Annotated in this window: 20 protein-coding genes, 1 tRNA gene and 1 riboswitch; of the genes, 8 read left to right on the plus strand and 13 right to left on the minus strand. The window is 74.9% G+C overall.

Annotated elements, in window-relative coordinates:
* Nucleotides 1-7: 7 nt before the first annotated feature.
* Nucleotides 8-880, minus strand: coding sequence for a DUF1906 domain-containing protein (locus ACFY2K_RS20715; RefSeq protein ID WP_380523404.1), 873 nt, complete (start codon nucleotides 878-880; stop codon nucleotides 8-10).
* Nucleotides 881-1,043: 163 nt separating this feature from the next.
* Between ACFY2K_RS20715 and ACFY2K_RS20720 the strand changes: the two genes are divergently transcribed.
* Nucleotides 1,044-2,108, plus strand: coding sequence for a DMT family transporter (locus tag ACFY2K_RS20720; RefSeq protein WP_375882633.1), 1,065 nt, complete (start codon nucleotides 1,044-1,046; stop codon nucleotides 2,106-2,108).
* A 102-nt stretch (nucleotides 2,109-2,210) separates the two neighbouring features.
* Here ACFY2K_RS20720 and ACFY2K_RS20725 read toward each other — a convergent pair whose 3' ends face one another.
* The 7 genes from ACFY2K_RS20725 to ACFY2K_RS20755 form a co-directional block, all read right to left on the minus strand.
* Nucleotides 2,211-2,987 (minus strand): pyridoxal 5'-phosphate synthase, encoded by a 777-nt coding sequence (locus ACFY2K_RS20725; protein ID WP_380640446.1) that lies wholly within the window; start codon nucleotides 2,985-2,987, stop codon nucleotides 2,211-2,213.
* Between the two features lie 466 nt (nucleotides 2,988-3,453).
* A complete protein-coding gene (locus ACFY2K_RS20730; RefSeq protein WP_375882638.1) occupies nucleotides 3,454-3,783 on the minus strand; it encodes a hypothetical protein in 330 nt (109 codons plus the stop codon).
* A 453-nt stretch (nucleotides 3,784-4,236) separates the two neighbouring features.
* Nucleotides 4,237-5,601: an FAD-binding oxidoreductase gene (locus ACFY2K_RS20735; RefSeq protein WP_387713024.1), complete on the minus strand. Its 1,365-nt coding sequence runs from the start codon at nucleotides 5,599-5,601 to the stop codon at nucleotides 4,237-4,239.
* 131 nt (nucleotides 5,602-5,732) lie between these two features.
* Complete coding sequence (locus ACFY2K_RS20740; protein WP_380591323.1) at nucleotides 5,733-6,962, minus strand: MFS transporter; 1,230 nt, start codon at nucleotides 6,960-6,962, stop codon at nucleotides 5,733-5,735.
* A gap of 49 nt (nucleotides 6,963-7,011) precedes the next feature.
* Nucleotides 7,012-7,839, minus strand: coding sequence for a MerR family transcriptional regulator (locus ACFY2K_RS20745; RefSeq protein ID WP_380523400.1), 828 nt, complete (start codon nucleotides 7,837-7,839; stop codon nucleotides 7,012-7,014).
* 186 nt (nucleotides 7,840-8,025) lie between these two features.
* Nucleotides 8,026-8,113, minus strand: a tRNA-Ser gene (locus tag ACFY2K_RS20750).
* Nucleotides 8,114-8,177: 64 nt separating this feature from the next.
* Nucleotides 8,178-10,082, minus strand: coding sequence for a S1C family serine protease (locus ACFY2K_RS20755; RefSeq protein WP_380640440.1), 1,905 nt, complete (start codon nucleotides 10,080-10,082; stop codon nucleotides 8,178-8,180).
* A 208-nt stretch (nucleotides 10,083-10,290) separates the two neighbouring features.
* A riboswitch (TPP riboswitch) is annotated at nucleotides 10,291-10,439 on the plus strand.
* Here ACFY2K_RS20755 and ACFY2K_RS20760 point away from each other — a divergent pair.
* From ACFY2K_RS20760 to ACFY2K_RS20775, 4 genes are all read left to right on the plus strand, one after another.
* On the plus strand, nucleotides 10,432-11,844 hold the full coding sequence (locus ACFY2K_RS20760; protein WP_387713029.1) for a purine-cytosine permease family protein: 1,413 nt from the start codon (nucleotides 10,432-10,434) through the stop codon (nucleotides 11,842-11,844). (Overlaps the previous riboswitch by 8 nt.)
* A 79-nt stretch (nucleotides 11,845-11,923) precedes the next feature.
* Nucleotides 11,924-12,748 (plus strand): glycerophosphodiester phosphodiesterase, encoded by an 825-nt coding sequence (locus ACFY2K_RS20765; RefSeq protein ID WP_375882651.1) that lies wholly within the window; start codon nucleotides 11,924-11,926, stop codon nucleotides 12,746-12,748.
* 241 nt (nucleotides 12,749-12,989) lie between these two features.
* Nucleotides 12,990-13,577: an ATP-binding protein gene (locus ACFY2K_RS20770; RefSeq protein WP_375882653.1), complete on the plus strand. Its 588-nt coding sequence runs from the start codon at nucleotides 12,990-12,992 to the stop codon at nucleotides 13,575-13,577.
* A 159-nt stretch (nucleotides 13,578-13,736) separates the two neighbouring features.
* Entirely contained in the window at nucleotides 13,737-14,720 is a 984-nt protein-coding gene (locus ACFY2K_RS20775) for a DUF5926 family protein (protein ID WP_380396425.1), read from the plus strand.
* A 218-nt stretch (nucleotides 14,721-14,938) separates the two neighbouring features.
* Here the strand turns inward: ACFY2K_RS20775 and ACFY2K_RS20780 are convergent, their stop codons facing one another.
* Complete coding sequence (locus tag ACFY2K_RS20780) at nucleotides 14,939-15,601, minus strand: bifunctional DNA primase/polymerase (protein WP_375882657.1); 663 nt, start codon at nucleotides 15,599-15,601, stop codon at nucleotides 14,939-14,941.
* Nucleotides 15,602-16,218: 617 nt separating this feature from the next.
* Here ACFY2K_RS20780 and ACFY2K_RS20785 point away from each other — a divergent pair.
* Together ACFY2K_RS20785 and ACFY2K_RS20790 are read left to right on the plus strand one after the other, a co-directional pair.
* Nucleotides 16,219-17,670: a PP2C family protein-serine/threonine phosphatase gene (locus ACFY2K_RS20785; protein ID WP_380591313.1), complete on the plus strand. Its 1,452-nt coding sequence runs from the start codon at nucleotides 16,219-16,221 to the stop codon at nucleotides 17,668-17,670.
* A 169-nt stretch (nucleotides 17,671-17,839) separates the two neighbouring features.
* Nucleotides 17,840-19,339 carry an aminopeptidase P family protein gene (locus ACFY2K_RS20790; protein WP_387713033.1) on the plus strand — a complete coding sequence of 500 codons (1,500 nt, stop codon included), beginning with the start codon at nucleotides 17,840-17,842 and terminating at the stop codon, nucleotides 19,337-19,339.
* A 75-nt stretch (nucleotides 19,340-19,414) separates the two neighbouring features.
* Here ACFY2K_RS20790 and ACFY2K_RS20795 read toward each other — a convergent pair whose 3' ends face one another.
* Both ACFY2K_RS20795 and ACFY2K_RS20800 read right to left on the minus strand, forming a co-directional pair.
* The gene (locus ACFY2K_RS20795; protein WP_387713036.1) at nucleotides 19,415-20,854 is read right to left on the minus strand and encodes a hypothetical protein; all 1,440 of its coding nucleotides are present in this window, start codon (nucleotides 20,852-20,854) and stop codon (nucleotides 19,415-19,417) included.
* A complete protein-coding gene (locus ACFY2K_RS20800) occupies nucleotides 20,851-21,552 on the minus strand; it encodes an RNA polymerase sigma factor (protein ID WP_387713038.1) in 702 nt (233 codons plus the stop codon). The genes ACFY2K_RS20795 and ACFY2K_RS20800 overlap by 4 nt, the downstream gene beginning before the upstream one ends.
* 247 nt (nucleotides 21,553-21,799) lie before the next feature.
* Between ACFY2K_RS20800 and ACFY2K_RS20805 the strand changes: the two genes are divergently transcribed.
* Entirely contained in the window at nucleotides 21,800-22,870 is a 1,071-nt protein-coding gene (locus tag ACFY2K_RS20805) for a helix-turn-helix domain-containing protein (protein WP_387713041.1), read from the plus strand.
* A 12-nt stretch (nucleotides 22,871-22,882) separates the two neighbouring features.
* On the opposite strand, the gene ACFY2K_RS20810 is transcribed toward ACFY2K_RS20805, so the two are convergent.
* Both ACFY2K_RS20810 and ACFY2K_RS20815 read right to left on the minus strand, forming a co-directional pair.
* Complete coding sequence (locus tag ACFY2K_RS20810; protein ID WP_375882672.1) at nucleotides 22,883-23,659, minus strand: MerR family transcriptional regulator; 777 nt, start codon at nucleotides 23,657-23,659, stop codon at nucleotides 22,883-22,885.
* A gap of 77 nt (nucleotides 23,660-23,736) precedes the next feature.
* On the minus strand, nucleotides 23,737-24,876 hold the full coding sequence (locus ACFY2K_RS20815) for a hypothetical protein (RefSeq protein ID WP_375882674.1): 1,140 nt from the start codon (nucleotides 24,874-24,876) through the stop codon (nucleotides 23,737-23,739).
* Nucleotides 24,877-25,153 lie beyond the last annotated feature (277 nt).

Here is a 25,153-nt window from a genome sequence, read left to right on the forward strand (position 1 = left end):
TACCCGGTCAGCCGGCGGTCGGGCCGTCCACCCGGTCGCGGTCGACGGTGAGGGTCTCGCCGGCGTAGGTCTCCTGGACGTTGCCGTGGTACTGGTGGACGCGCTGGTGGGAGGCCCAGAGCTGCGGGCCGAGCGGGCCGGCGGAAGCGGTGTCGGCGTGGTCGTCCCAGTGGGCGTACCAGACGGCGTCCGGGAGCGGGCCGCTGCCGGCCCGGGCCGCGGCGGCCAGGTCGGCGACGCCGGAGTCGAGGCTGGAGTAGAAGCCGGAGCGGTAGCCCGCCGCGTGCAGGGCCTGGGTCCAGCCGAGGGTGAACTCGACCACGGCCCGGCCGCAGCCGGCGTCGCGCATCGGGTAGGCCTCGATGTCCAGGTAGACCGGGGCGCCCCGGCCGAAGCCGAGCGAGCGCATCGCGCGCACGGCCTCGCCGGCCTCGTCCCGGCCCTGCTGGGCGGCCTCGGCCGGGTCGATCCGCCGGGGCTTGCGGCTCGGATCGGCGCACGGCGCCTGGAGGCCGACGTGCACCGGCAGGAACCGCCAGCCCATCGAGCGCGCCTGGTGGATCCAGTCCGCGGTGAGCCGGGGCTGGGGGCAGCCGCGCTGGGAGCCGCTGACGTAGATGCCGACCGCCCCGTACGGGGAGGCGGCGCGCCAGGCCCGCAGGGCGTCGGTCGAGGGGGCGGTGCAGACGTCGAAGGCCGCGCCGCTCCAGTTGTCGCGGAACCGGGGCGGGCCGATCCGGTCGGGGAGCCGGACGGCCCGGATGCGCGGGAGGGCGGCGGCGGCCGGGACGGAGGCCTCGGCGCTCACGCCCGTCCCGCCGGTGGCCAGCAGGAGCACGAGGGAGGCGGCGAGGAAGGCCGCCGGGCGGAGACAGCGCACCCGGCCTTGATACTGACGGACCGTCGGACGAACGCGTCCGCCACGCCGCGCGGCCCGTTCGAGTCCACCCTTTCGGGCGCACCCGTCCGCATCCGTCCCGGTTTCCGTGAACGGGTTGTAACGAGCTTGCTGGTTGGTCACTCCTTACGGCAAACTCGTCAGCATGCCCACCTCCCATACCGGCGAAACCGTCGCCCCCACCTCGGCCGCCGCCGTCGCCGAGGCCCTTGCCACGCCGCCCGCCCCCACGGGCGGGCCCGCCGGCGAGCGGGGCAGCCGGCGACGAGGTGGGGAGCCCGGCTCCACGGCGCCCCCGGGGCTCCGCCCCGGCCGGTCCACCGGCCGGATCGGCAAGGCCCTGCGGCGCCCGGACAGGATCCCGGCGCCGCTTCTGTGTCTGGTCGCGATGTTCCTGGTGCAGACCGGCATCGCCCTGTCCAAGCCGCTGTTCGGCCCGCTCGGGGTCAGCGGCACCACCTTCCTGCGGCTGGGCTTCGCCGCGGTGATCCTGCTCGCCGTCACCCGGCCCCGGCTGCGCGACAAGCGCCCGCGCGACCTCGCCGCGGCCGCGCTGCTCGGCATGGCCTCCGCCGGGATGACCTTCCTGTTCGCCGGGGCGATCGACCGGCTGCCGATGGGCACCGCCGCGACCATCGAGTTCCTCGGCCCGCTCGCGGTCGCCCTGGTCTTCGCCCGGCGGGCCAGCCACCTGCTCTGGGCCCTGCTCGCGGCGGCCGGGGTCGTCCTGCTGACCCTGCTCGGCGAAGGGGAAGGCGGCAGCTCGCTCGACCCGGTCGGCCTGCTCTACGCCTTCGGCGCGGCCGGCTGCTACGCGCTGTACATCCTGTTCACCGACAAGGTCGGCGCCGCCTTCCAGGGCTTCCAGGGGCTGGCGGTGTCGATGACGGTCGGCGCCCTGTTCCTCGCGCCGTTCGGGCTCGGCGAGGCCTGGGACGGGCTGACCGCCCCCGGCGCCTCGCCGCTGGTGCTGCTCGCCTCGGCGGCCGGGGTGGCGCTGCTGCTGCCGGTGCTCCCGTACGCGCTGGAGATGACGGCGCTGCGGCGGATGCCCCAGCGGGTGTTCAGCGTGCTGGTCAGCCTGGAGCCGGCGGTCAGCGCACTGGTCGGGCTGGTGGTGCTCGGCCAGCTGCTGGGCGCCGCGCAGCTGGCCGGGATCGGCTGCGTGGTCGCGGCCAGCGTGGGGGCCACGCTGACCGGACGGCGCTGACCGGACGGGTCTGACGAGAGGGGGCTGGCGAGAGGCGGTTGGCGGGAGGGGGCCGACCGGAGGACGCCGACCGGGCGCGGCCGGCCCCTCACGGCAACGGCGCTACGGCCAGAGCAGGGTGCGGGACCACTCCGGGGTGCGGACCGGGCCGGTGCGGGTGTAGCGCAGCCGGACGTGCCGGCGCTGGGCGTCGCCCTGCCAGAACTCCACCTCGTGCGCCCACAGGGTGTAGACCGCGTGGCCGGGCGCGACGGCGTCCGGGGTCGCCTCCAGCCGGCGCCGGGCGACCGCCACCGCCTCGTCGTACTCGGTCAGCTCGGCCAGCGGCTCGCTCTGCCGGCCGACCAGCGCACCGACCCGGGCGGCGGGCGAGCGGGTGGCGAACTCCGCGGCGGCGACCAGGTCGGCGGCCCGCTCGACGCTGCCGCGCACCCGGACCTGGCGGCCCAGCTGCGGCCAGTAGACGTTCAGCGCGGCGGCCGGGTGGTGGGCGAGCTGGCGGCCCTTGGGGCTGTCGGCGGCCGCGGAGAAGTTCCAGCCGGTGCCGGCCGCGTCCACGTCGCGCAGCACCAGCACCCGGGCGTCCGGCATGCCGTCGGCGTCGACCGTGGCGAGGGTGAAGGCCTGCGGGTCCAGCACCCCGGCGTCCAGGGCGGTGGCGAGCCAGTCCACGAACAGCGGGCCGGGCTCGGCGGGGGCGGCCGCGGGGTCGAAGGAGGGCAGCGGGCGGGCCATCGGCGGGCGACCGAGCAGCAGTTCCGGGACGGACCTCGGCCCGGGCCGGCGCTCGTCCGGTGGTGCCGGGCACGGCTGCGACTGCGGCTCCGGTGCGGGCCTGGCCCCGTCCGGGCCGGTCAGGCCCTCGTCCTCCGCCGCCATCGCGCGCCTTCCTTCCGATTGCCGCGGTCGCCGCCCCGACCGGGCCGTCCGTTCCGGGCCCGGGCACGTGGAGCGCTGTCGGAGCGCAACCGTACCGCCGTGGACCGACGGCGCCGGGCGCGGGCCCTCGCTGGAGGGATCCGGGCCGCTCGCGGGGGGCGGGGCGCGTGCGGGCGGGGCGTACGGGCGGGGCGCAGGGGCCGGGCGCGCGGGCCGGGCGCGGGTGGCGGGCCGGTGGGGCCCCGGGCCCGGACGCACTCGTGGGCGGTGCCGATGGCGGCACCGCCCACGAGGCCGGCTTCGCGGCGACCCTTTCCGCTGGCCGGTCCATGCGTTCGTCCGGTCTCCCCGGTCCGCCCGGGGCGGGAAGCCCGCCCGGTGACCGTTCCGAACCCCACCGCGGATGCTCAGCTCACCCGCGGCCGTCCACCTCCGGCGCCCCCGCCGGCAGTGGCACCCGGGGCCGTCAGGGGAAGATCGGGGCGAAGATGACGTTGATGTTCTTGTTGCCCTGACCGGCCAGGACGTTGCCCGCGTTGTCCTTCACCGCGACGGTGTTGTTCTGGTTCGAGGCGCCGGCGCCGGTGGCCGTCTGCTGGTTGGAGACGTAGTTGCCGTCGAGGCCGCCGAAGATGTTGCCGGTGCCCGTGTTGGACACCACGCCGGCGTTGGAACCGGCCGCGGCGCCCGCGCCGTTGTCGGCGGCGGCGGCCCCGGCACCGGCCAGCAGCAGACCGGCCGCCAGCGGGGCGGCGAGCAGGAACCCGGACACCCGGCGGGTGTTGAAGCGAGCCATGTGAGCCTCCAAGAAGCCGTTAATCGTGCATTGGTCGAGCATGGTGCGGGGGTTCGCCGGCCAGACGAACACCTGCGGGCTGCGACGCCGGGAGAAAGACTTCCGCAACAAATCGACAAAGCACTAGCCGACGGAGCAGTTTTCGCCCGTTAGCGTGATATCCACCCGGGCCGCGCATAACGGGCGGAAGATCGGACAGTGCGCCGACACACCGCTACTGACCTGCGACTTCGCCCGTTCGGCGGCCTTTCCGCGGACGTCGGACGACGGCGCGTCAGTGCCGTACGAACCTCCGGGCGCACCACCCCCGGCGCGGGCCACCCCTGAACACGCCCCCGAAAGGTTCGCCCACCCTTCCAAGTCGACTTTCCAGCCATTCACAGACCATCGGAAAGTCGTACCGAGAATGCGGGCCGAAGGATGCGCATGAGGAGAAGATATCCGCGCCGAAAATCAGACCATCTTGCCCGGATTGAGGATGCCCAAGGGGTCGAAGACCGCCTTCACCTGCCGCTGCAGGTCCAGCCCGACCGGCCCCAGCTCACGGGCCAGCCAGTCCCGCTTCAACAGCCCCACCCCGTGCTCCCCGGTGATGGTGCCGCCCAGCTCCAGCCCGAGCGCCATGATCTCGTCGAAGGAGCGCTGGGCCCGCGCCGTCTGCTCCGGGTCCGCGGCGTCGAAGATCACGATCGGGTGGGTGTTGCCGTCCCCGGCGTGGCTGACCACCCCGATCGTCAGCGCGTGCCGCTCGGCGATCGCCGCGACGCCGTTGAGCATCTCGGCCAGCCGGGAGCGCGGCACCGCCACGTCGTCGATCATCGTGGTGCCCAGCCGGTCCAGCGCGGGCAGCGCCAGCCGCCGGGCCGCCAGCAGCAGGTCCGACTCCGCCTGGTCCTCGGCCGGAACCACCTCGGTCGCCCCGGCCTCCCGGCACAGCTCCGCGACCCGGGCCAGCCCGGCCTCCCGGTCCGGCCCGTCGAAGGCCACCAGCAGCAGCGCCCGGGTCGACTCCGGCAGCCCCATCTGCCCCAGCTCGTTGACGGCCCGGACGGAGACCGCGTCCATCAGCTCCATCAGCGACGGGGTCAGCCCGCGCTCCATCACCGCGCAGACCGCCGCCCCCGCCGCGTCCGCGCTGGGGAACTCCGCCGCCAGCGCCAGCTGCGGCTCCGGCGCGGGCCGCAGCGCCAGCACCGCCCGGACCACCACCCCGAGGGTGCCCTCCGAGCCGACGAACAGCCGGGTCAGGTCGTACCCGGCCACCCCCTTGGCCGTGCGGCGCCCGGTGGACAGCAGCCGGCCGTCCGCCAGCACCACGTCCAGCCCGAGCACGTACTCGCTGGTGACGCCGTACTTCACGCAGCAGAGCCCGCCCGCGCCGGTGCCGATGTTGCCGCCGATCGTGCAGGACTCCCAGCTGGACGGGTCCGGCGGGTAGCAGAGACCCAACTCCTCGACCGCGCGCGACAGTTCCGCGTTCACCACGCCCGGCTCGACCACCGCCACCCGGTTCACCGGGTCGATCTCCAGGATCCGGTTCAGCTTCACCAGCGACAGCACGACGCAGCCGTCGACGGCGTTCGCCGCCCCCGACAACCCGGTCCGGGCCCCCTGCGGCACCACCGGCACCCGCAGCTCGGTCGCGGTGCGCAGCACGTGCTGCACCTGCTCGACCGTCTCCGGGAAGACCACCACGGCGGGCGTCCCGGCGGCGCAGAAGCCCGCCATGTCGTGGCTGTAGGCGGCGGTCACGTCCGGATCCACCACCACCGCCTCCACCGGGAGGCCCAGCGCCAGTCGGTCCGTCAGATCACTCATCGCCGCCTCCAGTCACCACCGCGCCGCCGCCACCTCCGCACTCTGCCCCGAGGCCCGGAGCCGGGCAAGTGGGCCTCGGCACCGGCCACCGGCCGCCGGCCCGTGTCCCGCCGACCGGCGGTGCCGGTCGGTCAGGCCCGGCGCAGCACCGGGGTGGCGAGGGCCGCCAGCCCGGCCGCCCCGGTGGCGAGGGCGCAGAGCAGGGCGGGCGGGACGGCCCCCGTCGCGTCCGCGGCCGTCCCGAGCAGCCCGGTGGACAGCACCAGGGCGAGGCTCTGCACCAGCGTCAACAGGGCCTGCACCCGGGAGAGATGGGAGTTCGGGGCACCGCCGAGCACCAGCGGCCCGAGGTGGCAGGCGAACAGTCCGGAGCCGAGGCCCACCACCGTGCTGCCGACCACCGCCGCCCCCGGACCGCCGGACAGCGCCAGCAGCACGGTGCCCGCCGAGGCCGTGCAGAGCCCGGCGGCCGCCCCGACCCCCGGCCGGGGCAGCCCGCCGCGCCAGGCGACCGCCGCCGCCACCGCGAGCACCCCCGCCGCCTGACCGGCGGTCACCAGTCCGGCGGTGCCCGCCGCCCAGCCGTGTGCCCGGGCGAGCAACGGGCCGAGCAGCGAGACCACGGGCAGCAGCGCCCCCGCGGCGGCCCCGGTCAGCAGCAGCGCGGCCCGCAGCAGCGGATCCCCCAGGGCCAGCCGGACGCCCGCCCCCGCCTCCCGCAGCAGGCCCACCGGGGCGGCGGCGGGAGCCGGACCGGGCCCCTCCCGGTCCGGCCGGACCCGCAGCAGGACCAGCAGGACGACCGCGAAGCTCACCGCGTCCGCCGCCGCCGCGCCCGCGAGCCCGCCCCCGGCGACCAGCAGGCCGCCCAGCGGCGCCCCGAGCAGCACCGCGCACTGCCCGCCGGCCTGCCGCAGCGCGAGCGCCCGGGGCAGCCGGTCCGCGGGCACCAGCCGGCGCGGCATCGAGCCGCTCGCCGGGAGGTGGAACGCGTCGACCGCCCCGGTCGCCACGGCCGCCCCGACCAGCAGCCACAGCGGCGCGCCCCGGCCGCCGGCCACCGCGAGCGCCAGTGCGGCGGTCACCACCAGCATCACCGCGTCCCCGACGAGCATCACCCGGCGGGCGCCGAACCGGTCCGCCACCGCCCCACCCAGCAGGACCAGCACCGTACGGGGCACGGTGACCGCCGTCAGCACCAGCCCGGCCGCCCCGCCGCCGTACCCGGAGGCGGCCCAGCCGAGGGCGAAGGACAGCGCGGCGTCACCCAGCAGCCCGGCCTGGGCCCCGGCCAGCCAGAGCAGGTACGGCCGGGGCAGGGCGGTGCGCCGGGCCGTCCCGGCGGAGGTCGCGGTGGTCATGCCGGGTGACGCTAGGACCCTCGACCTGGTCGAGGGCAAGCGGCGGCCGCTACCTGCGGACCACCGGTTCCTGGAACTCGACGACCCAGCCGGACCGGTCGGCCGGGGTCTCCAGGTAGCGCTCCCGGGCGTAGCCGGTCGAGCGGTAGCCGTTCTGGTCGATGTAGCGGGCCAGGGCCTGGAAGCTGCCCATCGCGTCGTCCATCGAGCCGCGGTGGACGATGGTCACCGCCTCCTCGATCGGCGCCAGGTCGACCACCTCGATGTCGTCCCGGCCGGCCCGCACGGACGGCGCGACCTGGAGGGCCACCCGGACGACCACCGAACCGTCGCCCTCCGGCCCGTCCTCGTACCGGGCGACGGACGGCCCGACCACCTCGATCCCGGCCTGCTCCACCCGTCGGCACAGCTCGTCGAAGAGCGGGCCGATCACCGGGGTGATGTCCTCCGGCGCGTAACTCGCCGCCACACCGCTCAGTTGGGCCACCCGCACGGACGGAACGGGCTTCACCACGACATCGTGCTCGAACATGTTCCCCTCACTCTCGATCGTCCGGAGCCTCGCCTCCACCCGGGCCAGCCGCTGCTCGTCCGCCGCGATCGCCTCGGCGAGCTGGGCCCGCCGCAACCGCAGCATCCCGCGCAGCTCGGCCGGGTCCGGGTGCTCGTCCAGCACGGCCCGCACCTGCTGCAGCGTGAAGCCGAGCTCCTTGAGCGCGATCACCCGGTTCAGCCGGGCGAGTTGGCCCGCCTCGTAGGAGCGGTACCCGGTGGCCGGGTCCACCCTGGCGGGTGTGAGCAGGCCGATCGCGTCGTAGTGGCGCAGCATCCGCACCGACACCCGGCCGTGGACGGCGAAGTCTCCGATGTTCAACATGGTGCTCCCACTCCACCGTCTCCCCCTGTGTCAGGGTCAACCCCCGGCCGCCGGCCCGGCCGCGACCCCGCGTCGGCCCACCGTCGGCCCACCGTCGGCCCACCGCCGGCCCGCCCCGGAAAACACCGAGGGCGGGTGCCGAAACGATCTCGGCACCCGCCCTGAGCAGGTGTTTTCTCCTACCGGCGGAGAGCGTGGGATTCGAACCCACGGTGACGGGTCACGCCACGACAGTTTTCAAGACTGTTCCCTTAGGCCGCTCGGGCAGCTCTCCAGGCGGAGGTCAGCCTAACGGGTCCGACGGCCTTCGGCGCACACGATTCCGCGGGCCCGGGGGGTCACTGATCGCCGTCCCGCTGGCCGAGCGTGACCTTGGTGGTCATGGTCTGGCCGTTGCGGGTGTACTCGACGTCGACGGTCTCGCCCGGCTTGTGCGTCCAGATCCGGCTGACCAGGGCGGGACCGTTCTCGATCGGCGCGCCGCCGAGCTTGGTGATCACGTCGCCCGGCTTGAGGCCGGCCTTGTCGGCCGCGCCGCCGGGGGTGACGGCGGGCTGGCCCTGGACGTCCTTGGTCTGGATCTGCGCGCCGTCGCCCTTGTAGTCGTCGTTGCGCAGCACGTCGAGCTTGGCGTAGACCGGCTTGCCGGTCTTGATCAGGGTGTCCGCGACCCACTTGGCCTGGTTGATCGGGATGGCGAAGCCCAGGCCGATGCTGCCGGCCCGGCCGTTGGCGGAGGCGTTGGACTGGATCGCCGAGTTGATGCCGATCACCGCGCCGCTGGAGTCCAGCAGCGGGCCGCCGGAGTTGCCGGGGTTGATCGAGGCGTCGGTCTGCAGGGCGTTCATGTACGAGGCCTGCGAGCCGGTCTCGTCGCCGGAGGCGACCGGGCGGTCCTTGGCGCTGACGATGCCGCTGGTGACGGTGGACTCCAGGCCGTACGGCGCACCGATCGCGACGGTGGCGTCACCGACGTTGACCTTGTCGGAGTCGGCCAGCGGCAGCGGCGACAGCTTGCTCTTCGGCGGGTTGTCGATCTTGACCACGGCGACGTCGTAGCCCTCGGCGTGGCCCAGCACCGAGGCGGTGTAGGAGGTGCCGTCGGCGAACTTGACGGTCAGTTTGCCGCCGTTGAGGGCCGGCGCGACCACGTGGTTGTTGGTGAGGATGTGGCCCTCGGTGTCGAAGACGAAGCCGGTGCCGGTACCCGACTCGGTGCTGTTCTGCGCCTTGATGGTGACGACGCTGGGCAGCGCCTTCTGGGCGATGGCGGCGATCGACCCGGGGACGGGCTCGTTCTTCTGGGTGTTGCTGGCCTGGACGGTGGTGCTGCGGTGGTCGTCCGCCGAGCTGCTGCTGCCCGCGTGGTCGCTGGCGACCACACCGACCGCGCCGCCCGCGATGCCGGCGACCAGCGCAACGGCCGCGAGCAGGGCCACCAGGCCGCCGCGCTTCTTGCGCGGGCCGTGGCCGCCCGGGCCGCCGGGGTACTCGGCGGGGTACCCGAACGGACCGCCGGGGCCGCCGGGGTGGCCCGCGCCGGCGTCGTGGCCGCCGCCCCAGCCGCCGAGCGGCTGGCCGGCGCCGAAGGGGTGGTGCCCGGGTGCGCCGGGCGCGACGGGCGCACCGGCGGCCGGGGCGCCGTACGGCTCCTGGGCGTTGGCGGCCGGGACGCCGTAGCCCTCGTGGGCGCCGGCGGCGGGCACGCCGTGGGTCGGGGTCGCGTACGGGTTGGTGCCCGGGGTGCCCGGCGGCAGGGCGGGCGCGGCCGGAGCGGCGGCGACCGGGGCCGGGGCGGGCGGCGCGGGCGGCAGGACCGGCGGCGGGGCGTCGATGTAGCCGGTGGCCGGGTCGACGGCGGGCTCCTCGACGGCGGGCGCGGCCGGCGCGGCCGGGGCCTCCGGCGCGGGCACCTTGGTGAAGGCGACGGTCGGCTGGTGCCCGCCCTCCGCCGGGGCGGCCTCGGCCGCCGCGCTCGCGGCGGCCGGCTCCGGGACCCGGCCGAACGCCATGGTCGGCTGGTGCCCGCTGTCGGCCGGGGCGGCGTCGGCCGACCCGTCCACCGGCCCGGCCACCGGGTTGTCCACCGGTTCGTCCTTCGGCTCGGGAACCCGGCTGAAGGCCATGGTCGGCTTGTGGCCGCCCTGAGCGGTGCCGTCGGGAACGGCACCCGCCGCCTCCGGGGCCCCCGCGGGCTGCTCCCCCTGCGGCCCGATGGGCCCAACCTCGCGCTCGGTGCTCACGGACGACCTCCATAGCTGACAGAACCAAGGACCATAGTTTTTCGCACCGGCGATTCGATTGCCGTAAGGACCCCTCTGAATAACTCATAAGAATCCTTAGCCGCCACCGACAACCGGGGCTCCCCACCCCCGCCCGGCGTCCCGCGATGCGGACCGCGCACCCCGTGGCCTTTGGCGTTCGTACCCGTGCCGGTTAGCCTGTCGCTCCAAACTGACACGCGGGAGCTTGGACCGACCAGGCTGAGAGTGCGCATGTCGACCGTACGCCAGGCCAGTGACCGGCGGACCGTCGAGGGGGCGCTGACCGCCGGAACCTGTCCGGGTAATGCCGGCGTAGGGAGTATCGGCCATGCCGCCTGCTTCGCCATCCTCTTCTCCGGGCGCGCCCGCGTCCAAGGATTTCCCGCCGGACCCGGCCGGCGCCGGCGCCGCGCTGCTGGACCACCGCGTCGAGGCACCGCTGGTCCTGGACACCGAGCCGCCGCGCACCCTGCGCTTCCGGGACCACTTCGCGCTGTGGATGAACCTCGGCGTCAGCCTGATCGGCTTCTCCACCGCCGCGACCGTGCTCGGCGAGAAGGGCAGCGAGCTGTCGCTGGCCGCCGCGGTGACGGCGATCGTGACCGGTACGGCGGTCGGCACCGCGATGCTCGGCGTCGCCGCGCTGATCGGGGCCCGCACCGGCGCCCCGGCGATGGCCAACCTGCGCGGCCTGTTCGGCACCCGGCTGTCCTACCTGCCGACCGTGCTGAACATCGTCCAGTGCGTCGGCTGGGGCGTGTTCGAGCTGCTGACCATCGCGGCGGGCGCCCAGACCGTCGCCCACACCAGCGACTACCGCTGGCTGTTCGTGCTGCTCGCGGGCGCGCTGACCACCGCGCTGACGATCTGGCCGCTGGGCTCGATCGCGGTGCTGCGCCGCTTCGTGGCCGGGGCGGTCGCGGTCGCGATGGTGTACTTCACCGTCCAGCTGGGCCGCCAGGGCGTGCCGGACCCGGGCGCGGGCAACTGGCACGGCTTCCTGGGCGCCACCGACGCGATGATCGCGGTGTCGATCTCCTTCGTCCCGATGGCCGCCGACTACACCCGGCACTCGCGCAGCCCGAAGTCGGCCTTCTGGGGCACCTTCTCCGGCTACACCGTCGCCCAGGTCTGGTGCTACGTGCTGGGCCTGATGGCGCTGCTCCAGTCCGACGGCGACCCGAGCCGGATCTTCGACTCCTTCCTCGGTGTCTGGGCCGGCTGGCTGTTCCTCCTGGTGCTGGTGCTGCGCGAGACCGACCAGTCCTTCGCCAACGTCTACTCGACCGCGATGTCGCTGCAGAACCTGCTGCCGCGGGTGGACCGCCGGGTGCTGAGCGGCGGGATCGGCGTGCTGACCACCGTGCTGGCGCTGCGCATCGACCGGTTCACCGACACCTACAGCAACTTCCTCGGCCTGATCGGCTCGGTCTTCGTACCGCTGCTGGCGGTGCTGGCGGTGGACTACTTCTTCGGCGCCGGCCGGCACGGCTGGGACCTCTCCGAGCGGGCACCGTCCCGCTGGCTGATGCTGCTGCCGTGGGTGCTGGGCTTCGCCGTCTACCAGCTGATCGCGCCGACCGCGGTGGGCGACGGATGGGTGGACTTCTGGACCTCGGCCCAGCGGACCCTGCACTTCACCCCGCAGGAGTGGACCTCGGCCTCGCTGTTCGCCTTCCTGGTGCCGGCGCTGGTCACCTGGGGCCTCACCCCGTTGACCCGCCGCACCGCCCGGGCCTGACGCACCGGGGGCGGAGCCGGCCCCGCAGGTTGGGACCGGCTTCGCCCCGGGTTCACCCGCGCCCCCTATCGTTGGGGCCGTGACCAGCCCAGAACTGCCCTCGGCGGCGGCGCGCACCACGCCCTCCGTCCAGGTGATCGCCCACCGCGGCTCCTCCCACGCCCTGCCCGAGCACACCCTCGCGGCGTACCGGCGCGCGCTCGACGAGGGCGCGGACGCCGTCGAGTGCGACGTGCGGGTGACGGCCGACGGCCACCTGGTCTGCGTGCACGACCGCCGGATCGGCCGGGTCTCGAACGGCCGCGGCACCGTCTCCGCGATGACGCTGGCCGAGTTGGAGGCGTACGACTTCGGCGCCTGGAAGACCGGCCGGCCCAGCACCGACCCCGAGCTGCGCGGCGTGCTGCGGCTGGAGCGGCTGCTCGAACTGGTGGTGGACTGCGGCCGCCCGGTGGACCTGGCGATCGAGACCAAGCACCCGGTGCGGTTCCGCGGCCGGGTCGAGGCCGAGCTGCTGCGCACCCTGGAGCGGTACAAGATCGGCACCGCGCCGGACGGCGAGCGCCCGTCCGCCCGGATCATGAGCTTCTCCTCGATCGCGCTGAACCGGGTGGCCGCCGCCGCGCCCGACTACCGGCGGGTGTTCCTGATCGAACGGATGCTGCCGCTGCTGGGCCGCCTGCGCCCCGGGCAGCCGCTGCCGGGCGGGGCCCGGATCGCCGGCCCCGGCATCGAGCTGATCAAGGCCAAGCCGCAGCTGGTGCCCCGGCTGCGCGAGCTGGGCCACGAGGTGCACGTGTGGACGGTGGACGAGCCGGCCGACGTCGAGCTCTGCCTGGAGCTCGGGGTCTCCGCGATCATCACCAACAGGCCCGCCGAGGTGCTGGCCCAGCTCGGCCGCTGAGCCGGGGCCGGGCGCCCCGGGTACCCGGGGAAACCTGATCACCCTGGTCGGCAGTCAAACCTTCCGCGCACGGTATTGCCGGAATTCTTGCGATCGGGCGACGGAGGGTGAGCACGGAATGACCTCTTGTCGACCCTGAGTCGCGCCGCCGGAAAAGGGCCCGCAGGATCCTCCGACAGTCGTTTCCGACGCATTACCAAGGGGCATCCATCCCTCGGCATACGCTGAAGGAGGTCCGGGGGTGGCGTTGATGGTGGCGCGTGAAGTGCCGACTTCATCGACCATGGCAGTGCCGCACGGCCCAGCGAGTGTCGGGGTCGCACGGCGCCGACTGCGTCGAGATCTGGGTGACCGGCAGATACCGGAACCGGTCATCGATGATGCTGTTCTGATCCTTTCCGAACTGTTGAGCAACGCCTGTCGGTACGCCCGTCCGCTCGGCCCGCTGCCCGCCCTGGGCCGCGGCGCCCGGGCGGAGGTGGTGGACCAGGTGCTGGTCGGCGTCCCCTCCGGGACGCACCCGGCACCGGGCGGCCGGGAGCCCGAGGACGACACGGCCGAGCCGGCCGGCGGTGTGCTGGTCCGCTGGCAGATGCACGCCGACGGCGTGCTCACCCTGGAGGTCACCGACGGCGGCGCGGCCACCCGGCCGCTGCCCGCCAGCCCCTCGCTGACCTCGCGCGGCGGCCGCGGCCTGGCCATCGTCGACCAGCTGGCCAGCGACTGGGGCGTCCGGGACGCGCCCGGCGAGGTCACGGTCTGGGCGGCGCTGCCCGCCCGCGCCCGGCACGCCCGGCGCACCGGGGGCGGCACCGCCCGCAGCGCGTAGCCGTCCGAGCGGCACCCGTCCGACCGGTACCAGGGCGTACGGCACCAGGGCGTACGGCACCCGTCCGACCGGCGCCCGCCCCGGCGCGTTCCCGCGCGCCGGGGGAACCTCAGTAGGCTTCCCGTGAAACAGGACCACCGTCCCCGGGAGAGCCGCAGCATGGGCAAGAAGGCCGCCAAGAAGGCGCCGCAGCGCCAGTCCACCACCGCCGTCACGGGTGAGATCCCCGTGGTCGGGGCCCGCGAGGACTGCCCCTGCGGCTCGGGCCGCCGCTACAAGGCGTGCCACGGCCGGGAGGCCTCGCACGCCGTGCAGGAGCTGGTTCACCGCCCGTTCGAGGGCCTGCCGGGCGAGGCCGACTGGGTGGCGCTGCGCGAGCTGGTGCCCGCCGCCACGGTGCCGCTGACGCTGGCCGCCGGAGTGACCGCGACCGCCGGGGGCGACGTCCCGTCGGTGACCCTGGCGACGGTGCTGCCGCTGGCCTGGCCGGCCCTGCGCCGCCCCGACGGCTCGATCCTGCTCGGCCTGCAGACCCAGTCCTCCTCGGGCGACCTCAGCCGCGACCTCGCGGACGCCCTGGAGCTGGCCCTGGCCACCGAGCCCGGCAGCCCCGTCCCGGCCCGCCGGACCGTCCCGGGCGGCCGCCGCCTCCAGGACCTGCTGGACGCCTCCGCCGCGTTCACGCCCACCGTGCACACCGGCTTCGAGTTCTGGCTGGAGGACGCCGAGACCGCCACCGGCGAGGTCGCCGCCTCGCTGGAGCGCGCCAACGCCTCCGCCATCCCGACCGAGAAGCTCGCGAGCGTCGACGCCGCCTACTGGTGCGGCACCCCGGACAAGAACCACCTGCGCTGGGTGATGACCGTGCCCGAGGAGCGGCTGCTGGACGCGCTGGCCCGGCTGAACGCCGCCGGCGAGGCCTCGCTCGGCGCGGACACCCGCCTGGTGGGCTCGTTCCGCGCGCACGGCCTGACCGTCCCGGTGTGGGACCTCCCGCTCGCCATGACCGCCGCCGACTGCGAGAAGCCGGCCGCCGAGTTCGGCGAGCGGCTCGCCGCCGTCCTCGCCGACCCGACCGAGCTGACCGCCGAGGAGCGGCGCGCCCGCGCGAACCTGGTGAACCGTCAGGTCACCCTGAACTAAAGCGCGCAGGATCCGGGTGATACGCGTCACATTGTCGCCGGGAAGCCGCAATTTCCGGGCCTGGAGGGCGTCTTGGAAATTGGCGCGGGCGCGGATCCTTGTTACTGTCTAAAGAGTCCGGCCGCTGGTGCATCCCCCGTCGCCAGCGGCCGGATCTTTTCTTTTTCCGGAACGCCCCGCACCACCGGGCCCGGAGTCCGGCCCGACCCGGCGATCCGTCAGTACGTCGAGCGCCCGCTGTCCAGCCGGACCGTCGCCTCCACCAACTCCCCCAGCAGCGGCCCGACCTGCGGCAACCGGACCCCACCGGCCGCGGCCGGCCGCGGCGCCAGCACCCAGCGCACCCTCCCGGCCCCGCCGCCGGGCGGCAGCGGCAGGAAGCCGCCCGGCCCGTGGTAGCGCAACGATCCTGGCACCGAAGGGAGTTGGGCGAGCATCTCGCCCAGGGCGTCGAGCGAGTACGGGGCCACCAGCAGGGCGTAGCGGCCCGGCATCGCGAGCACCGGGCCGAGCGGCAGCCGCAGCGCGCCCAGGTGGACCAGCGCCCTGGCACCGGCCGCCGCGGGCAGGCTGACCGCCGAGACCGCGGAGCCGGTGGCGGCCAGCACCGGCGCGTCCGGGGTCTGCCGCTCCCACCACCAGCGCACCATCCGGGGGTCCGTGGTGGCGGCCAGCAGGGACGGGTCGTGCGGATGGGCGCCGGGCGCCGGGCAGTCCGGCTCCCCGCAGGAACAGCGGCCGCCGCACAGCACGGTGCCGGGCACCACCGGCCAGCGGTGTTCGACGGCGGCCGTGAGGGCCGCGGCCAGCCGGGCGGACGACTCCTGCGGCTCCCGGGACTCCTGCGACCGGCTCCTCGGGCTCTTCGGGTTCTCACGCATGGCGCTCGTTCCTTTCCCTGACCGCTCGGTTCGCTCCGCCCCACCGACATCCGTCGGGACCGCCGCAGGGGCCCGCGGCGGCACGGCCCCGGAAAGGCGCGGAACGGGGCGGGCGGCACGGCGGACGGCGCGGCTACGACGTGGAGCACGGTGTGGAGCACGACATGAGAAGGGCCGCGCACTGGAACAGCCCCTGGAACGAGAATCCCGTATGCGACCGGATGGACGTCGCCCGGGCGCGCTTGGTTCCACCGTACGAGTGAGAGACTTCCGGCCAGCCCGGATCGCGGGCGGCGCGGACATACGATCCGGACGGCCGCCCGGTCCGTCCCCTCGGTTCTGCCCGCTCCCGGCTCGCTCCATGCCTCCGGCGCCGACCGGCGCGCCGCGCCCGGTGCGCGCCCTCCGACCGGGTCGCGCGGACGTGGAACCGGCCACCGCATCGTCCTGGATCTGGACATGCCCCGAATGGCCTGTGTAGAAGTGGTGGCATTGCTGTCGATCAATGACGAGTAGTAGCGAATCGAGGCGAAACGCGTCCTTTGGCCGTGCTCGCTCCACATTGGCCGTACCTGGGGGTTTCGCATGGCACGTAGCACCGCGTCAGGAGTGGCGGCATGACCAAGTCCCACGCGTCGGCCGCCCAGCCGTCGACGCCGCCCGCAGAGCCGGGTGAGACCGGCTGTGCGGGCGGGCTCACCGTCCTCGACCCGCCGCCGGACCTGCCCGGCCCCACCGACGCTCCGGACGGCGGCGCCGACGGCCCCGCGGCACCGTCCAGCACGGTGCAGGACCGTTTGGCCGGACGCCTGTCCGATATCACCAGCCTGTACGAGCACACCGAGCGGCTCGCCCGCGCCCGCGGCACCACCGCCACCCTGGACGCCGTGCTCGCCTCCGGCGCCGCCCTGCTCGGCGCCGACCGCGGCGTCCTGGTCACCCTGCTGCCGGGCGGCGGCACCGGCCAGCCCGTCGGCCTCGGCCTGGACCGGGCCAGCCTCGGCGCCCTGGAGACCGTCCCGACCGAACAGAGCCTGCTCGCCCGGCTGCTGAGCGAGCACGACCGCCCCGAACAGCTGCACTCCGCCGACCTCGCCGACGACCCGGCCGTCGGCGCCCGGCTGCGCGAACTCGCCGTCCACCTCGGCCTCGGCGGCGCCTACGGCCTCCCGCTCGCCACCGTCGAGGACGGCCCGCTCGCCGCCGCCGTCTGGTTCTACGACCGGCCCGCCCAGCCCACCGACTGCCAGCGCGAACTCGCCCGCCACTACTGCGAGATCGCCGCCCCGCTGCTCGCCAAGCAGCTGGAGGCGGAACGCACCCTGCGCACCACCGAGGCGCTGCGCCGCGGCCTGCTGCCGGACCACCTCCCGCAGATCCCCGGACTGCGACTGGCCGCCCGGCTCGTCCCGGCCGGCCTGGACCGCTCCAGCGGCAGCGACTGGTACGACGCCATCCCGCTGCCGGACGGCACCGTCGGCCTCACCGTCGGCTCGGTCTCCGGCGACGGCCCCGGCGCGGGCCCCGGCTCCGCCCCCGGCGCGGCCGCCGCGATGGGCCGGATCCGGGCCGCGCTGCGGGCGTACGCGGTACTGGAGGGCGAGGACCCGGTCTCCGTCCTCGGCGACCTGGAACTGCTGCTCAAGACCACCGAGCCGACCCGCACCGCCACCGCCGTCTACGCCTGGGTCGAACCCGAGGACCGCCGGATCACCCTGGCCGGGGCCGGGCACTGCCCGCCCGTCCTGGTCGGCCGGCACGGCGCCGAGTTCGTGGAGACCTCGCTCTCCGCCCCGCTCGGCATGCTGGCCTGCTGGGAGGCCCCCGGGGTCGAGCTCACCGCCGGGCGCGGCGACACCCTGCTGCTCTACACCGAGGGCCTGGCCCGCCGCTGCGGCCCGACCCTGCACGCCGGCCAGGCCAACCTGCGCCGGGCCGCCGCCGACGCCCCGCGCGACGTGCGGATCGACCCGGAGCGGCTCTGCGCCCATCTGCTGGCCGTCTGCCCCGCCCCGGACGCCTCCCCGGCCACCGACGACCTGATGCTGCTGGCCGCGCGCTTCGAGTAGGGCCCGTCGCCGCCCCGCAGGCGGGAGTCCGAAGACGGGCCCTGCCCATACGAACCCCGGACGGGCGGGCGGCCGGGCGTCCGTACCATGGACGCACGGCCGCCCGCGCGTGTCGCGACCCGACACCTCCCCCGAGGGCGGCGGTACCACCCCCAAGGAGGCGTTGCACGTGACCGAGGACCGGACCCCCGCAGTGGCCGAGAACCCCGAGGCCGAGGGCGGCGAGGAGCCGCCGCCGTTCAAGGGCCGCAAGAACGGCCTCTACGGCGAGATCTCGGACGAGCTGTCCGCCTCGATGAGGACCGGTTGGGCCGACACCGAGCTGCACGGCCTCACCCCGGTCGCCCAGGCCCCGTACGCCGCCGCGCGCCGTGCCGCGCTGTCCGCCGCCCACCCGGGCGTGCGCCTGGTCGTCCCGGCCGGCAACCTGCGGGTGCGCTCCAACGACACCGACTACAACTTCCGCGCCGCCAGCGAGTACGTGCACCTCACCGGCGACCGGACCGAGGACGCGGTGCTGGTCGGCGAGCCGACCGGCGACGCCGGCCACGAGTTCACCCTCTACCTGCTGCCCCGCTCGGACCGCGAGAACGGCGAGTTCTGGCTGGACGGCTACGGCGAGCTGTGGGTCGGCCGCCGGCACAGCCTGACCGAGCAGGAGCAGCTGCTCGGCCTGCCCGCCCGCGACGTCCGCAAGGCCGCCGAGGAGCTGGCCGGGCGCGCCAAGGACTCCGCCGTGCCGACCCGGATCGTCCGCGGCTACGACGCCGGCCTGGAGGCCGCGCTCGCCGAGGTGCTGGACGCCGACAAGGACGCCGACCTCAAGGAGTTCCTGAGCGGCCTGCGCCTGGTCAAGGACGAGTGGGAGATCGGCGAGCTGCGCGCCGCCTGCGACGCCACCGTCAACGGCTTCACCGACGTGGTCCGCGAGCTCGGGCAGGCCGTCGCCACCTCCGAGCGCTGGATCGAGGGCACCTTCTGGCGCCGCGCCCGGGTCGAGGGCAACGACGTCGGCTACGGCACCATCGCCGCGGCCGGCCCGCACGCCACCACCCTGCACTGGGTCCGCAACGACGGCGACGTCCGCCCCGGCGAGCTGCTGCTGCTGGACGCCGGCGTGGAGACCCACACCCTCTACACCGCCGACGTCACCCGCACCCTGCCGATCAGCGGCTCCTTCACCGAGCTGCAGCGGAAGATCTACGACGCGGTGTACGACGCCCAGGAGGCCGGCATCGCCGCGGTCCGCCCGGGCGCCCGCTTCCGCGACTTCCACGACGCCTCGCAGCGCGTCCTCGCCGAGCGGCTGCTCGCCTGGGGCCTGCTGGACGCCTCGGTGTACGACGTCGAGAAGGTCCTGGAGCTCGGCCTGCAGCGCCGCTGGACCCTGCACGGCACCGGCCACATGCTCGGCCTGGACGTCCACGACTGCGCCCACTCGCGCCGCGAGGAGCACGTCGACGCCCTGCTGGTGCCCGGCATGGTGCTCACCGTCGAGCCCGGCCTGTACTTCCAGCAGGACGACCTGACCGTGCCCGAGGAGTACCGCGGCATCGGCGTCCGGATCGAGGACGACATCCTGGTCACCGCCGACGGCAACGAGAACCTCTCGGCCGGGCTGCCGCGGCGCGGCGACGAGGTCGAGGCCTGGATGGCCTCGCTGGCCTGAGCCTGAGCCTGAGACCGAACCCGAGGCCGCGCCGGGGCCCGGCCTCCCCACCGCGGGGAGGCCGGGCCCTGCGCGCTACTGGACGATCCTGAGCGCGATGTCCTGGTGCCCGAGCACGGTCAGGTCGCCGCTGCCGCGGTACGGCACCAGGGCCTGCGCCCTCAGCGGCATGTCCCCGGTCCCGTCCTTGGGCCCGATCGTCAGCCGGTAGGTCAGCCGCCTGCTCTGCCCCGGGCCCAGCGAGAAGACGTCCTGGTCCTGCGCCACCGCGTAGGACGTGTCGCTCCCCCGGGACACCGCCCGGACCGACCAGCCGCCGTCCGTCTGCACCTCCAGCTTGCCGTCGTTGGGCAGCTGCTGGCCGGGCGCGGTCGGCGTGCCCCCGTAGCGGTCGGTGAAGAGCAGCGGCTGGACCTGGTCGTAGGTGCCCTGTCCGGTGTTCCGGAAGGTCACCGAGAAGGTGGCGACCGCGCTGCCGATCCGCATCTGCTGGCCGGAGGAGAGGCCGTCGATGCTGACCGCGAGGTCGTTCGGGCCGGGCTCCGCCGCTGCCGGGGCCTGGTGGCCGCTCGGGTCCAGGCTGTTGACGACGGCCGTCAGCCCGGGCTGGTAGTCGGACCTGAGCCCCTGCGCCGAGACGAAGACCTGGTCCTTGGGCAGGGCCCACAGCTGGGTCGTGAAGGAGTCGCTGCCGCAGGTGACCTGCCACTGCGACCTGACCGCGGGACTCCCCGCCACGGTGACCGCGCTCTTCGTCGGCCCCGCGCTGTTCATCTCGCCCGCCGCCGGCGGGTGGGGGTTGCCCCAGACCGGGCAACTGCCCTGGTGCGCCCAGCCGGCCGGGGCGTCCAGGTCGGCCGTCGTCGGCCAGGCACCGCCCTGGAGTTCGCCCGCCGAGTTGTAGACCGTGACCTGGACGCCGTACGGCGCGCACACCGCCGACGACCAGTTCCGCTGCGGATCGGTCGGCGCGCCCGGGCTCAGCAGACAGACCGCCTGGTCCGAGAGCGGCACGGCCTTCCAGCCGGCCGGCACCTTCAACTTGACGCCGCGGAAGGTGTACGGCGTGCCCGGCCCGGTCGGCACGCCCGAGCCGGACGAGGACGGGACGAGGTCGGAGAGCGGCCGGTCCGCGGCGGGACCGCCGGTGGTGGGGGCGGTGCCGGCCGGGGTGGGCGAGGCGTCCTGGGTGGGGGTCGCGTCCGGGCCGGGGGTCGGGGGCGCGGTGATGCTCGCGGCCGGGGGCGGGGGGACGTCCTGCTTGGCGACCGGGTCGCCGTGGAAGGCGAGCAGGCCGATCCCCAGGGAGGCGGCCAGGGCGAGGACCGGCACGGCGGTCAGGTACACCGGGCGGAGCCTGCGGACCCGGCCCCGCGGGGGCGCGGCCGGGCGCAGGCCGTGGACGGTGATCAGGGACGCCCGGGCGTCCATCGCCTCGCGGAGCAGCCGTTCGGTCGCGGTTTCGGCCGGCCCACCGCCGTCACCGCCGCCCGGGCGGGGGAACTTGTCGGTCATCGAACCTTCTCCAGGTGCTTCTCCAGGGCGTCCAGGGCCCGGCTGGCAGTGGACTTCACGGCGCCCCGGGAGAGCCCCAGGGTCTCGGCCATCTGCGCCTCCGACATGTCGGACCAGTAGCGCAGCACCAGCACCTCACGCTGGCGGGGGGTCAACTCCTGCAAGGCGACGAGCACCCGTCGGTGCTCGTCGTTGAGCACCGCGTGGTCCTCGGCGGAGGGGGCGTCCGCCTCGTGCGGGGGCACGTACTCCCGGGCGGTCCTGCGGCGGCGCAGCATCGAGCGGGCGCCGTTGACCACCGAGGTCCGCAGGTATCCGAGCGCGTTGTCGAGGTCGTCCAGGTGCTCGCCGTGACGCTGGTAGAGCTGGGTGAAGGCCTCCTGCACGACGTCCTCGGCCAGGTCCTGGTGGTCGACCAGCAGGACCGCCATCCGGACCAGGCCCAGCCGGTGGGCGTGGTACAGGTCGGTCAGCGTGGGCCGGTCCTCCGCGGGACCGCGGCCGCCGCGCACCAGCCGGAAGCCGGAGCGGCGCTGCGCCGGCTGCTGCTGCTGCTCGACGGTGAGCACGGAGTCCGGCGCACCGGCCTCCTGCGCACCGAACAGCGCGACGACCGCGCCCCGGACTCCGCGGGCCGCGCGGACGGAGAAACCGCGCCCCCACCGTGGCGCGGCGATCGGGCCGATGGCCATGGACATGTGCGGTTCTGCTTTCCCCCGGGACGGTGGGCGGCGTGCTCGCCGGACCGTCAGGCACCTGATCAAGATCGTGATCGGGGAGATCCTCGCAGCCGCGTCCGACCCGGATCCCTCCGCCCCGTAGTGATGGACGTGCGGCGCGGGTGGAGGTTGCAGGGGGATTCGCGGGAAGTTCGCGGGACGTTCCGGGCGGGCCGCGACGACTACACTCACCGGCAGTTCCGGCACCCGTGAGCAGGGGGTTCGCATGGCCGAGCAGTACGTCGAGGAGCCGGTCGACGCGGCCGCGTCCGTCCGGCCACGGCCGGTGGCCGTCACCATCGGCCGCCGCCCAGAGCCCGTGCACGACCTCGCGGTGTACGCCTTCGAGGGCATGGCACCGTTCGAACTCGGCGTGGTGGTCGAGGTGTTCGGGCTGGCCCGGCCCGAGCTGGGCGGGCTGCTGGCCGCGCCCTGGTACGGGCTGAAGGTGTGCGCGGACCGGCCGGGCACGCCCCTGGACGCGGTGGGCGGTTTCGCGCTGACCGCCCGGCACGGCCTGGACGAACTCGCCGCGGCCGACACCGTCATCGTCCCCGGCGTGCGCAACGCCTTCGGCGGCGAAGTCTCCCCCGGCCTGGTCGAGGCGCTGCGGACGGCGCACGAGCGCGGCGCCCGGATCGTCTCGATCTGCTCGGGCGCCTTCGCGCTGGCCGCCGCCGGACTGCTGGACGGCAAGGAGGCGACCACCCACTGGCGGTACGCCGACCTCCTCCAGCAGCGCTACCCGCGGGTGCGGGTCAACCCGGACGTGCTGTACGTCGACCACGGCGACGTGTTGACCAGCGCGGGCAGCGCCGCCGGGATCGACCTGTGCCTGCACCTGGTGCGCCGGGACCACGGCGCCAAGGTGGCCAACAGCGTGGCCCGCCGCTTCGTGGTGGCGCCGCACCGGGACGGCGGGCAGGCGCAGTTCATCGAGGCCGCGGTCCGTCCGGTCGAGGAGGACGAGGACGGGGTCGCCCGCAGCATGCAGTGGGCGCTGGACCACCTGGCCGAGCCGCTCACCGTCTCGGTGCTGGCCCGGGCCGCCCGGATGTCGGACCGCTCGTACCTGCGGCACTTCACCGCCCGCAACGGCACCAGCCCGATGCGCTGGGTCGTCACCCAGCGCATCGCGGCCAGTCTGACGCTGCTGGAGTCGCCGGAGGGCTCGGTGGAGGAGGTCGCCGTGGCGGTCGGCTTCGAGAGCGCCGCGACCTTCCGCCACCACTTCGGCCGGGTGATGCGCACCTCACCGACCGCCTACCGGCGCTCCTTCGGGCGCGGGGTCGCGTAGCGGGCGCCTGCGCTACGCCTTCTCGTGCCGGTCGGCGTTGGCGACGACGGCGTCGTGCAGCCACTGCGCCAGCCCGGGGGCCAGCTCCTCGTAGGTGGCGGTCCAGCGCTGGTCCTCGACGTAGAGGCAGGCCAGGCCGCGGTGGATGGTGTACGTGCAGTCGTAGAAGTTCCGGCAGATGTGCTGCCGGTGCTCCTCGGCGAGGTCCATGGCCGCGGTGCCGTCGGCGGGGTCGCCGGCGGTGACGGCCGCGACCAGGCGGGCGTTGAGCCCGGCCATCTCCTCCTGGATCCGCTGCCAGTCGGCCTTGGTGTAGGCGCCGGTGCGCCGCTGGGACTCGGCCCAGGCCTCGGTCTTCCCCCAGCGCTGCTCGGCCTCCTGCTCCCACTCCTCGCGGTAGCCCTCGCCGAAGATCTCGAACTTCTCCTCCGGGCTCAGCTGAATGCCCATCCTGCGTGCCTCCATGGCGTGTTCGACGGCGGTGGCGAGTTCCTGGAGGTGGCCGATCCGGTCGGTCAGCAGCCGGTGCTGACGCCGGAGGTGCTCGGTCGGGCTGACCGAGTCGTCGTCCAGGATCGCCGTGATCTCCTCCAGGGCGAATCCGAGCTCGCGGTAGAACAGGATCTGCTGCAGCCGGTCGAGGTCGGCGTCCACGTACCGGCGGTAGCCGGCCCGGGTGCGTCCCGCGGGGGACAGCAGTCCGATCTCGTCGTAGTGGTGCAGGGTGCGGACGGTCACCTTGGCGATCTTCGCCACGGCGCCGACCGCGTAGCCCTCGTCCCCGTTCATCCGGAGCTCCTCCCTGGTGGTGACCACCACCCTCCGCTCTCACGTCGCGTGAGGGTCAAGCCGTGTTCCGGGAGGCCTCAGGCGTCGACCAGCTCCCGCTCGCGCCGCCGGGCGGAGCGCCGGCGGCCCTCCCCGCCGCCCTGGGCCGGTGGCCGCGGCCGGCGGGACTGCTGGGTGGGCCAGAGCAGCACGTACGCGGCGGAGACCACCACGAAGGCGAGCCGGACGAAGCCGCGGGCCGCGTCGGACGGCAGGAACAGTGTGCCGCCGTACAGCGCCGCCAGCGCGATCCAGCTCCACCACGGGACCAGCCGCTTCTGGCCGACCGCGTCCCAGAGCAGGGTGCCGAGCAGGATCGAGGCCGTGTAGTACGTGTAGACGCTCGGGTCGAGCAGGATCCGGGCGTCCGCCCCGAGCAGCACCACGGCCGGCCAGCGCCCGCGCCAGACGGCCACGCAGCCGAGGCCGATGCCCAGCGCGAACTGGGTCGGACGGTCCCACCAGGGGGTGGCCGGGTCGGTGACCCCGAACCAGCGCAGCGCGGAGGCGGGCTGGTTCGGGATGGTGAACTTGGCCGCCGCCATGGTGTCCAGGTTGCCCAGGTAGAACGGCAGCCAGGCGACCGCGACCAGCAGGCAGAACCAGAGCACGGTGCGCAGCCAGGCGGGCCGGGGCAGGGCCAGGATCAGCGGGGCGAAGGCGAGCGCCCAGGGCTTGGAATCGACCGCCAGGGCCAGGAACACCGCGACCTGGACGGGCTTGCCGCGGGCCAGGGCGTGCGCGGCGAGGGTGGTGAAGAACAGCGCGAGGACGTCGTCCAGGTGCGCGAAGCGGACGGACACCTCGACCCACATCGGGATGAACGCCAGCCCGGCGATCAGCAGCCGCTGCTGGAGCCGGCGGTGGTTGGTGCCGGTGCCGAGGTAGTACAGGGCGGCGGTGCGGCCGACCAGCACCAGCATCACCAGGCCGAGCCCGGCACTCGCCGCCTCGGCGATCAGCTGGCCGACGTGCGGCGAGAACGGGGCGGTGAGCCGGGCGGCGGCCAGGCTGACCGGGCCGATCTGCAGCTCGGGGTGGTGGGCGTAGAGCGAGAGGCCGCCGTCGGGCTGGCCGCTGAACAGCAGCTGTTCGCCCTGGCGCAGGTAGTGCCAGGAGAAGCCGCCGCTGGGCTCCACCAGGAAGAACCAGAGCACCGTCCACGCTGTCAGCAGCACGTGGTGCCGGCGGAGCGGTAGACCCGCGATCCGACCGGTCGTGGCTTCGTAGTCGGTGGTGGCCCGTGCCGTGCGATCTCCCCGCACCTGTACCTCTCCCCGCCGTTCCGCCCCCTCCGGCCGGACATCCTATGTGACGGAGGAGAACCGCCCGTGCCGCCCGTCGCCGCAGCCCCTCGGGGGGCTGCGGCGCCGCGCCCCCCGGGGCCGGGGGGGGGGGCCCCCCGGCCCCCCCGCCGGCCCGGGGGGGGCGGGGGGGGGGCCCGCCCGGGGGGGC

Origin of the sequence: Kitasatospora sp. NPDC001309 (assembly GCF_042896295.1) — a bacterium.
In the GTDB taxonomy this organism is placed as follows: domain Bacteria; phylum Actinomycetota; class Actinomycetes; order Streptomycetales; family Streptomycetaceae; genus Kitasatospora.

What these genes read in the sequence shown, in the direction of transcription:
- ACFY2K_RS20745 (WP_380523400.1), bottom strand. Translation starts at nt 7,839, where the DNA reads ATGTTGAACATCGGAGACTTCGCCGTCCACGGCCGGGTGTCGGTGCGG.
- ACFY2K_RS20735 (WP_387713024.1), bottom strand. Translation starts at nt 5,601, where the DNA reads ATGAGTGATCTGACGGACCGACTGGCGCTGGGCCTCCCGGTGGAGGCG.
- ACFY2K_RS20810 (WP_375882672.1), bottom strand. Translation starts at nt 23,659, where the DNA reads ATGAACGGGGACGAGGGCTACGCGGTCGGCGCCGTGGCGAAGATCGCC.
- ACFY2K_RS20795 (WP_387713036.1), bottom strand. Translation starts at nt 20,854, where the DNA reads ATGACCGACAAGTTCCCCCGCCCGGGCGGCGGTGACGGCGGTGGGCCG.
- ACFY2K_RS20785 (WP_380591313.1), top strand. Translation starts at nt 16,219, where the DNA reads ATGACCAAGTCCCACGCGTCGGCCGCCCAGCCGTCGACGCCGCCCGCA.
- ACFY2K_RS20775 (WP_380396425.1), top strand. Translation starts at nt 13,737, where the DNA reads ATGGGCAAGAAGGCCGCCAAGAAGGCGCCGCAGCGCCAGTCCACCACC.
- ACFY2K_RS20720 (WP_375882633.1), top strand. Translation starts at nt 1,044, where the DNA reads ATGCCCACCTCCCATACCGGCGAAACCGTCGCCCCCACCTCGGCCGCC.
- ACFY2K_RS20780 (WP_375882657.1), bottom strand. Translation starts at nt 15,601, where the DNA reads ATGCGTGAGAACCCGAAGAGCCCGAGGAGCCGGTCGCAGGAGTCCCGG.
- ACFY2K_RS20800 (WP_387713038.1), bottom strand. Translation starts at nt 21,552, where the DNA reads ATGTCCATGGCCATCGGCCCGATCGCCGCGCCACGGTGGGGGCGCGGT.
- ACFY2K_RS20740 (WP_380591323.1), bottom strand. Translation starts at nt 6,962, where the DNA reads ATGACCACCGCGACCTCCGCCGGGACGGCCCGGCGCACCGCCCTGCCC.
- ACFY2K_RS20730 (WP_375882638.1), bottom strand. Translation starts at nt 3,783, where the DNA reads ATGGCTCGCTTCAACACCCGCCGGGTGTCCGGGTTCCTGCTCGCCGCC.
- ACFY2K_RS20725 (WP_380640446.1), bottom strand. Translation starts at nt 2,987, where the DNA reads ATGGCGGCGGAGGACGAGGGCCTGACCGGCCCGGACGGGGCCAGGCCC.
- ACFY2K_RS20805 (WP_387713041.1), top strand. Translation starts at nt 21,800, where the DNA reads ATGGCCGAGCAGTACGTCGAGGAGCCGGTCGACGCGGCCGCGTCCGTC.
- ACFY2K_RS20760 (WP_387713029.1), top strand. Translation starts at nt 10,432, where the DNA reads ATGCCGCCTGCTTCGCCATCCTCTTCTCCGGGCGCGCCCGCGTCCAAG.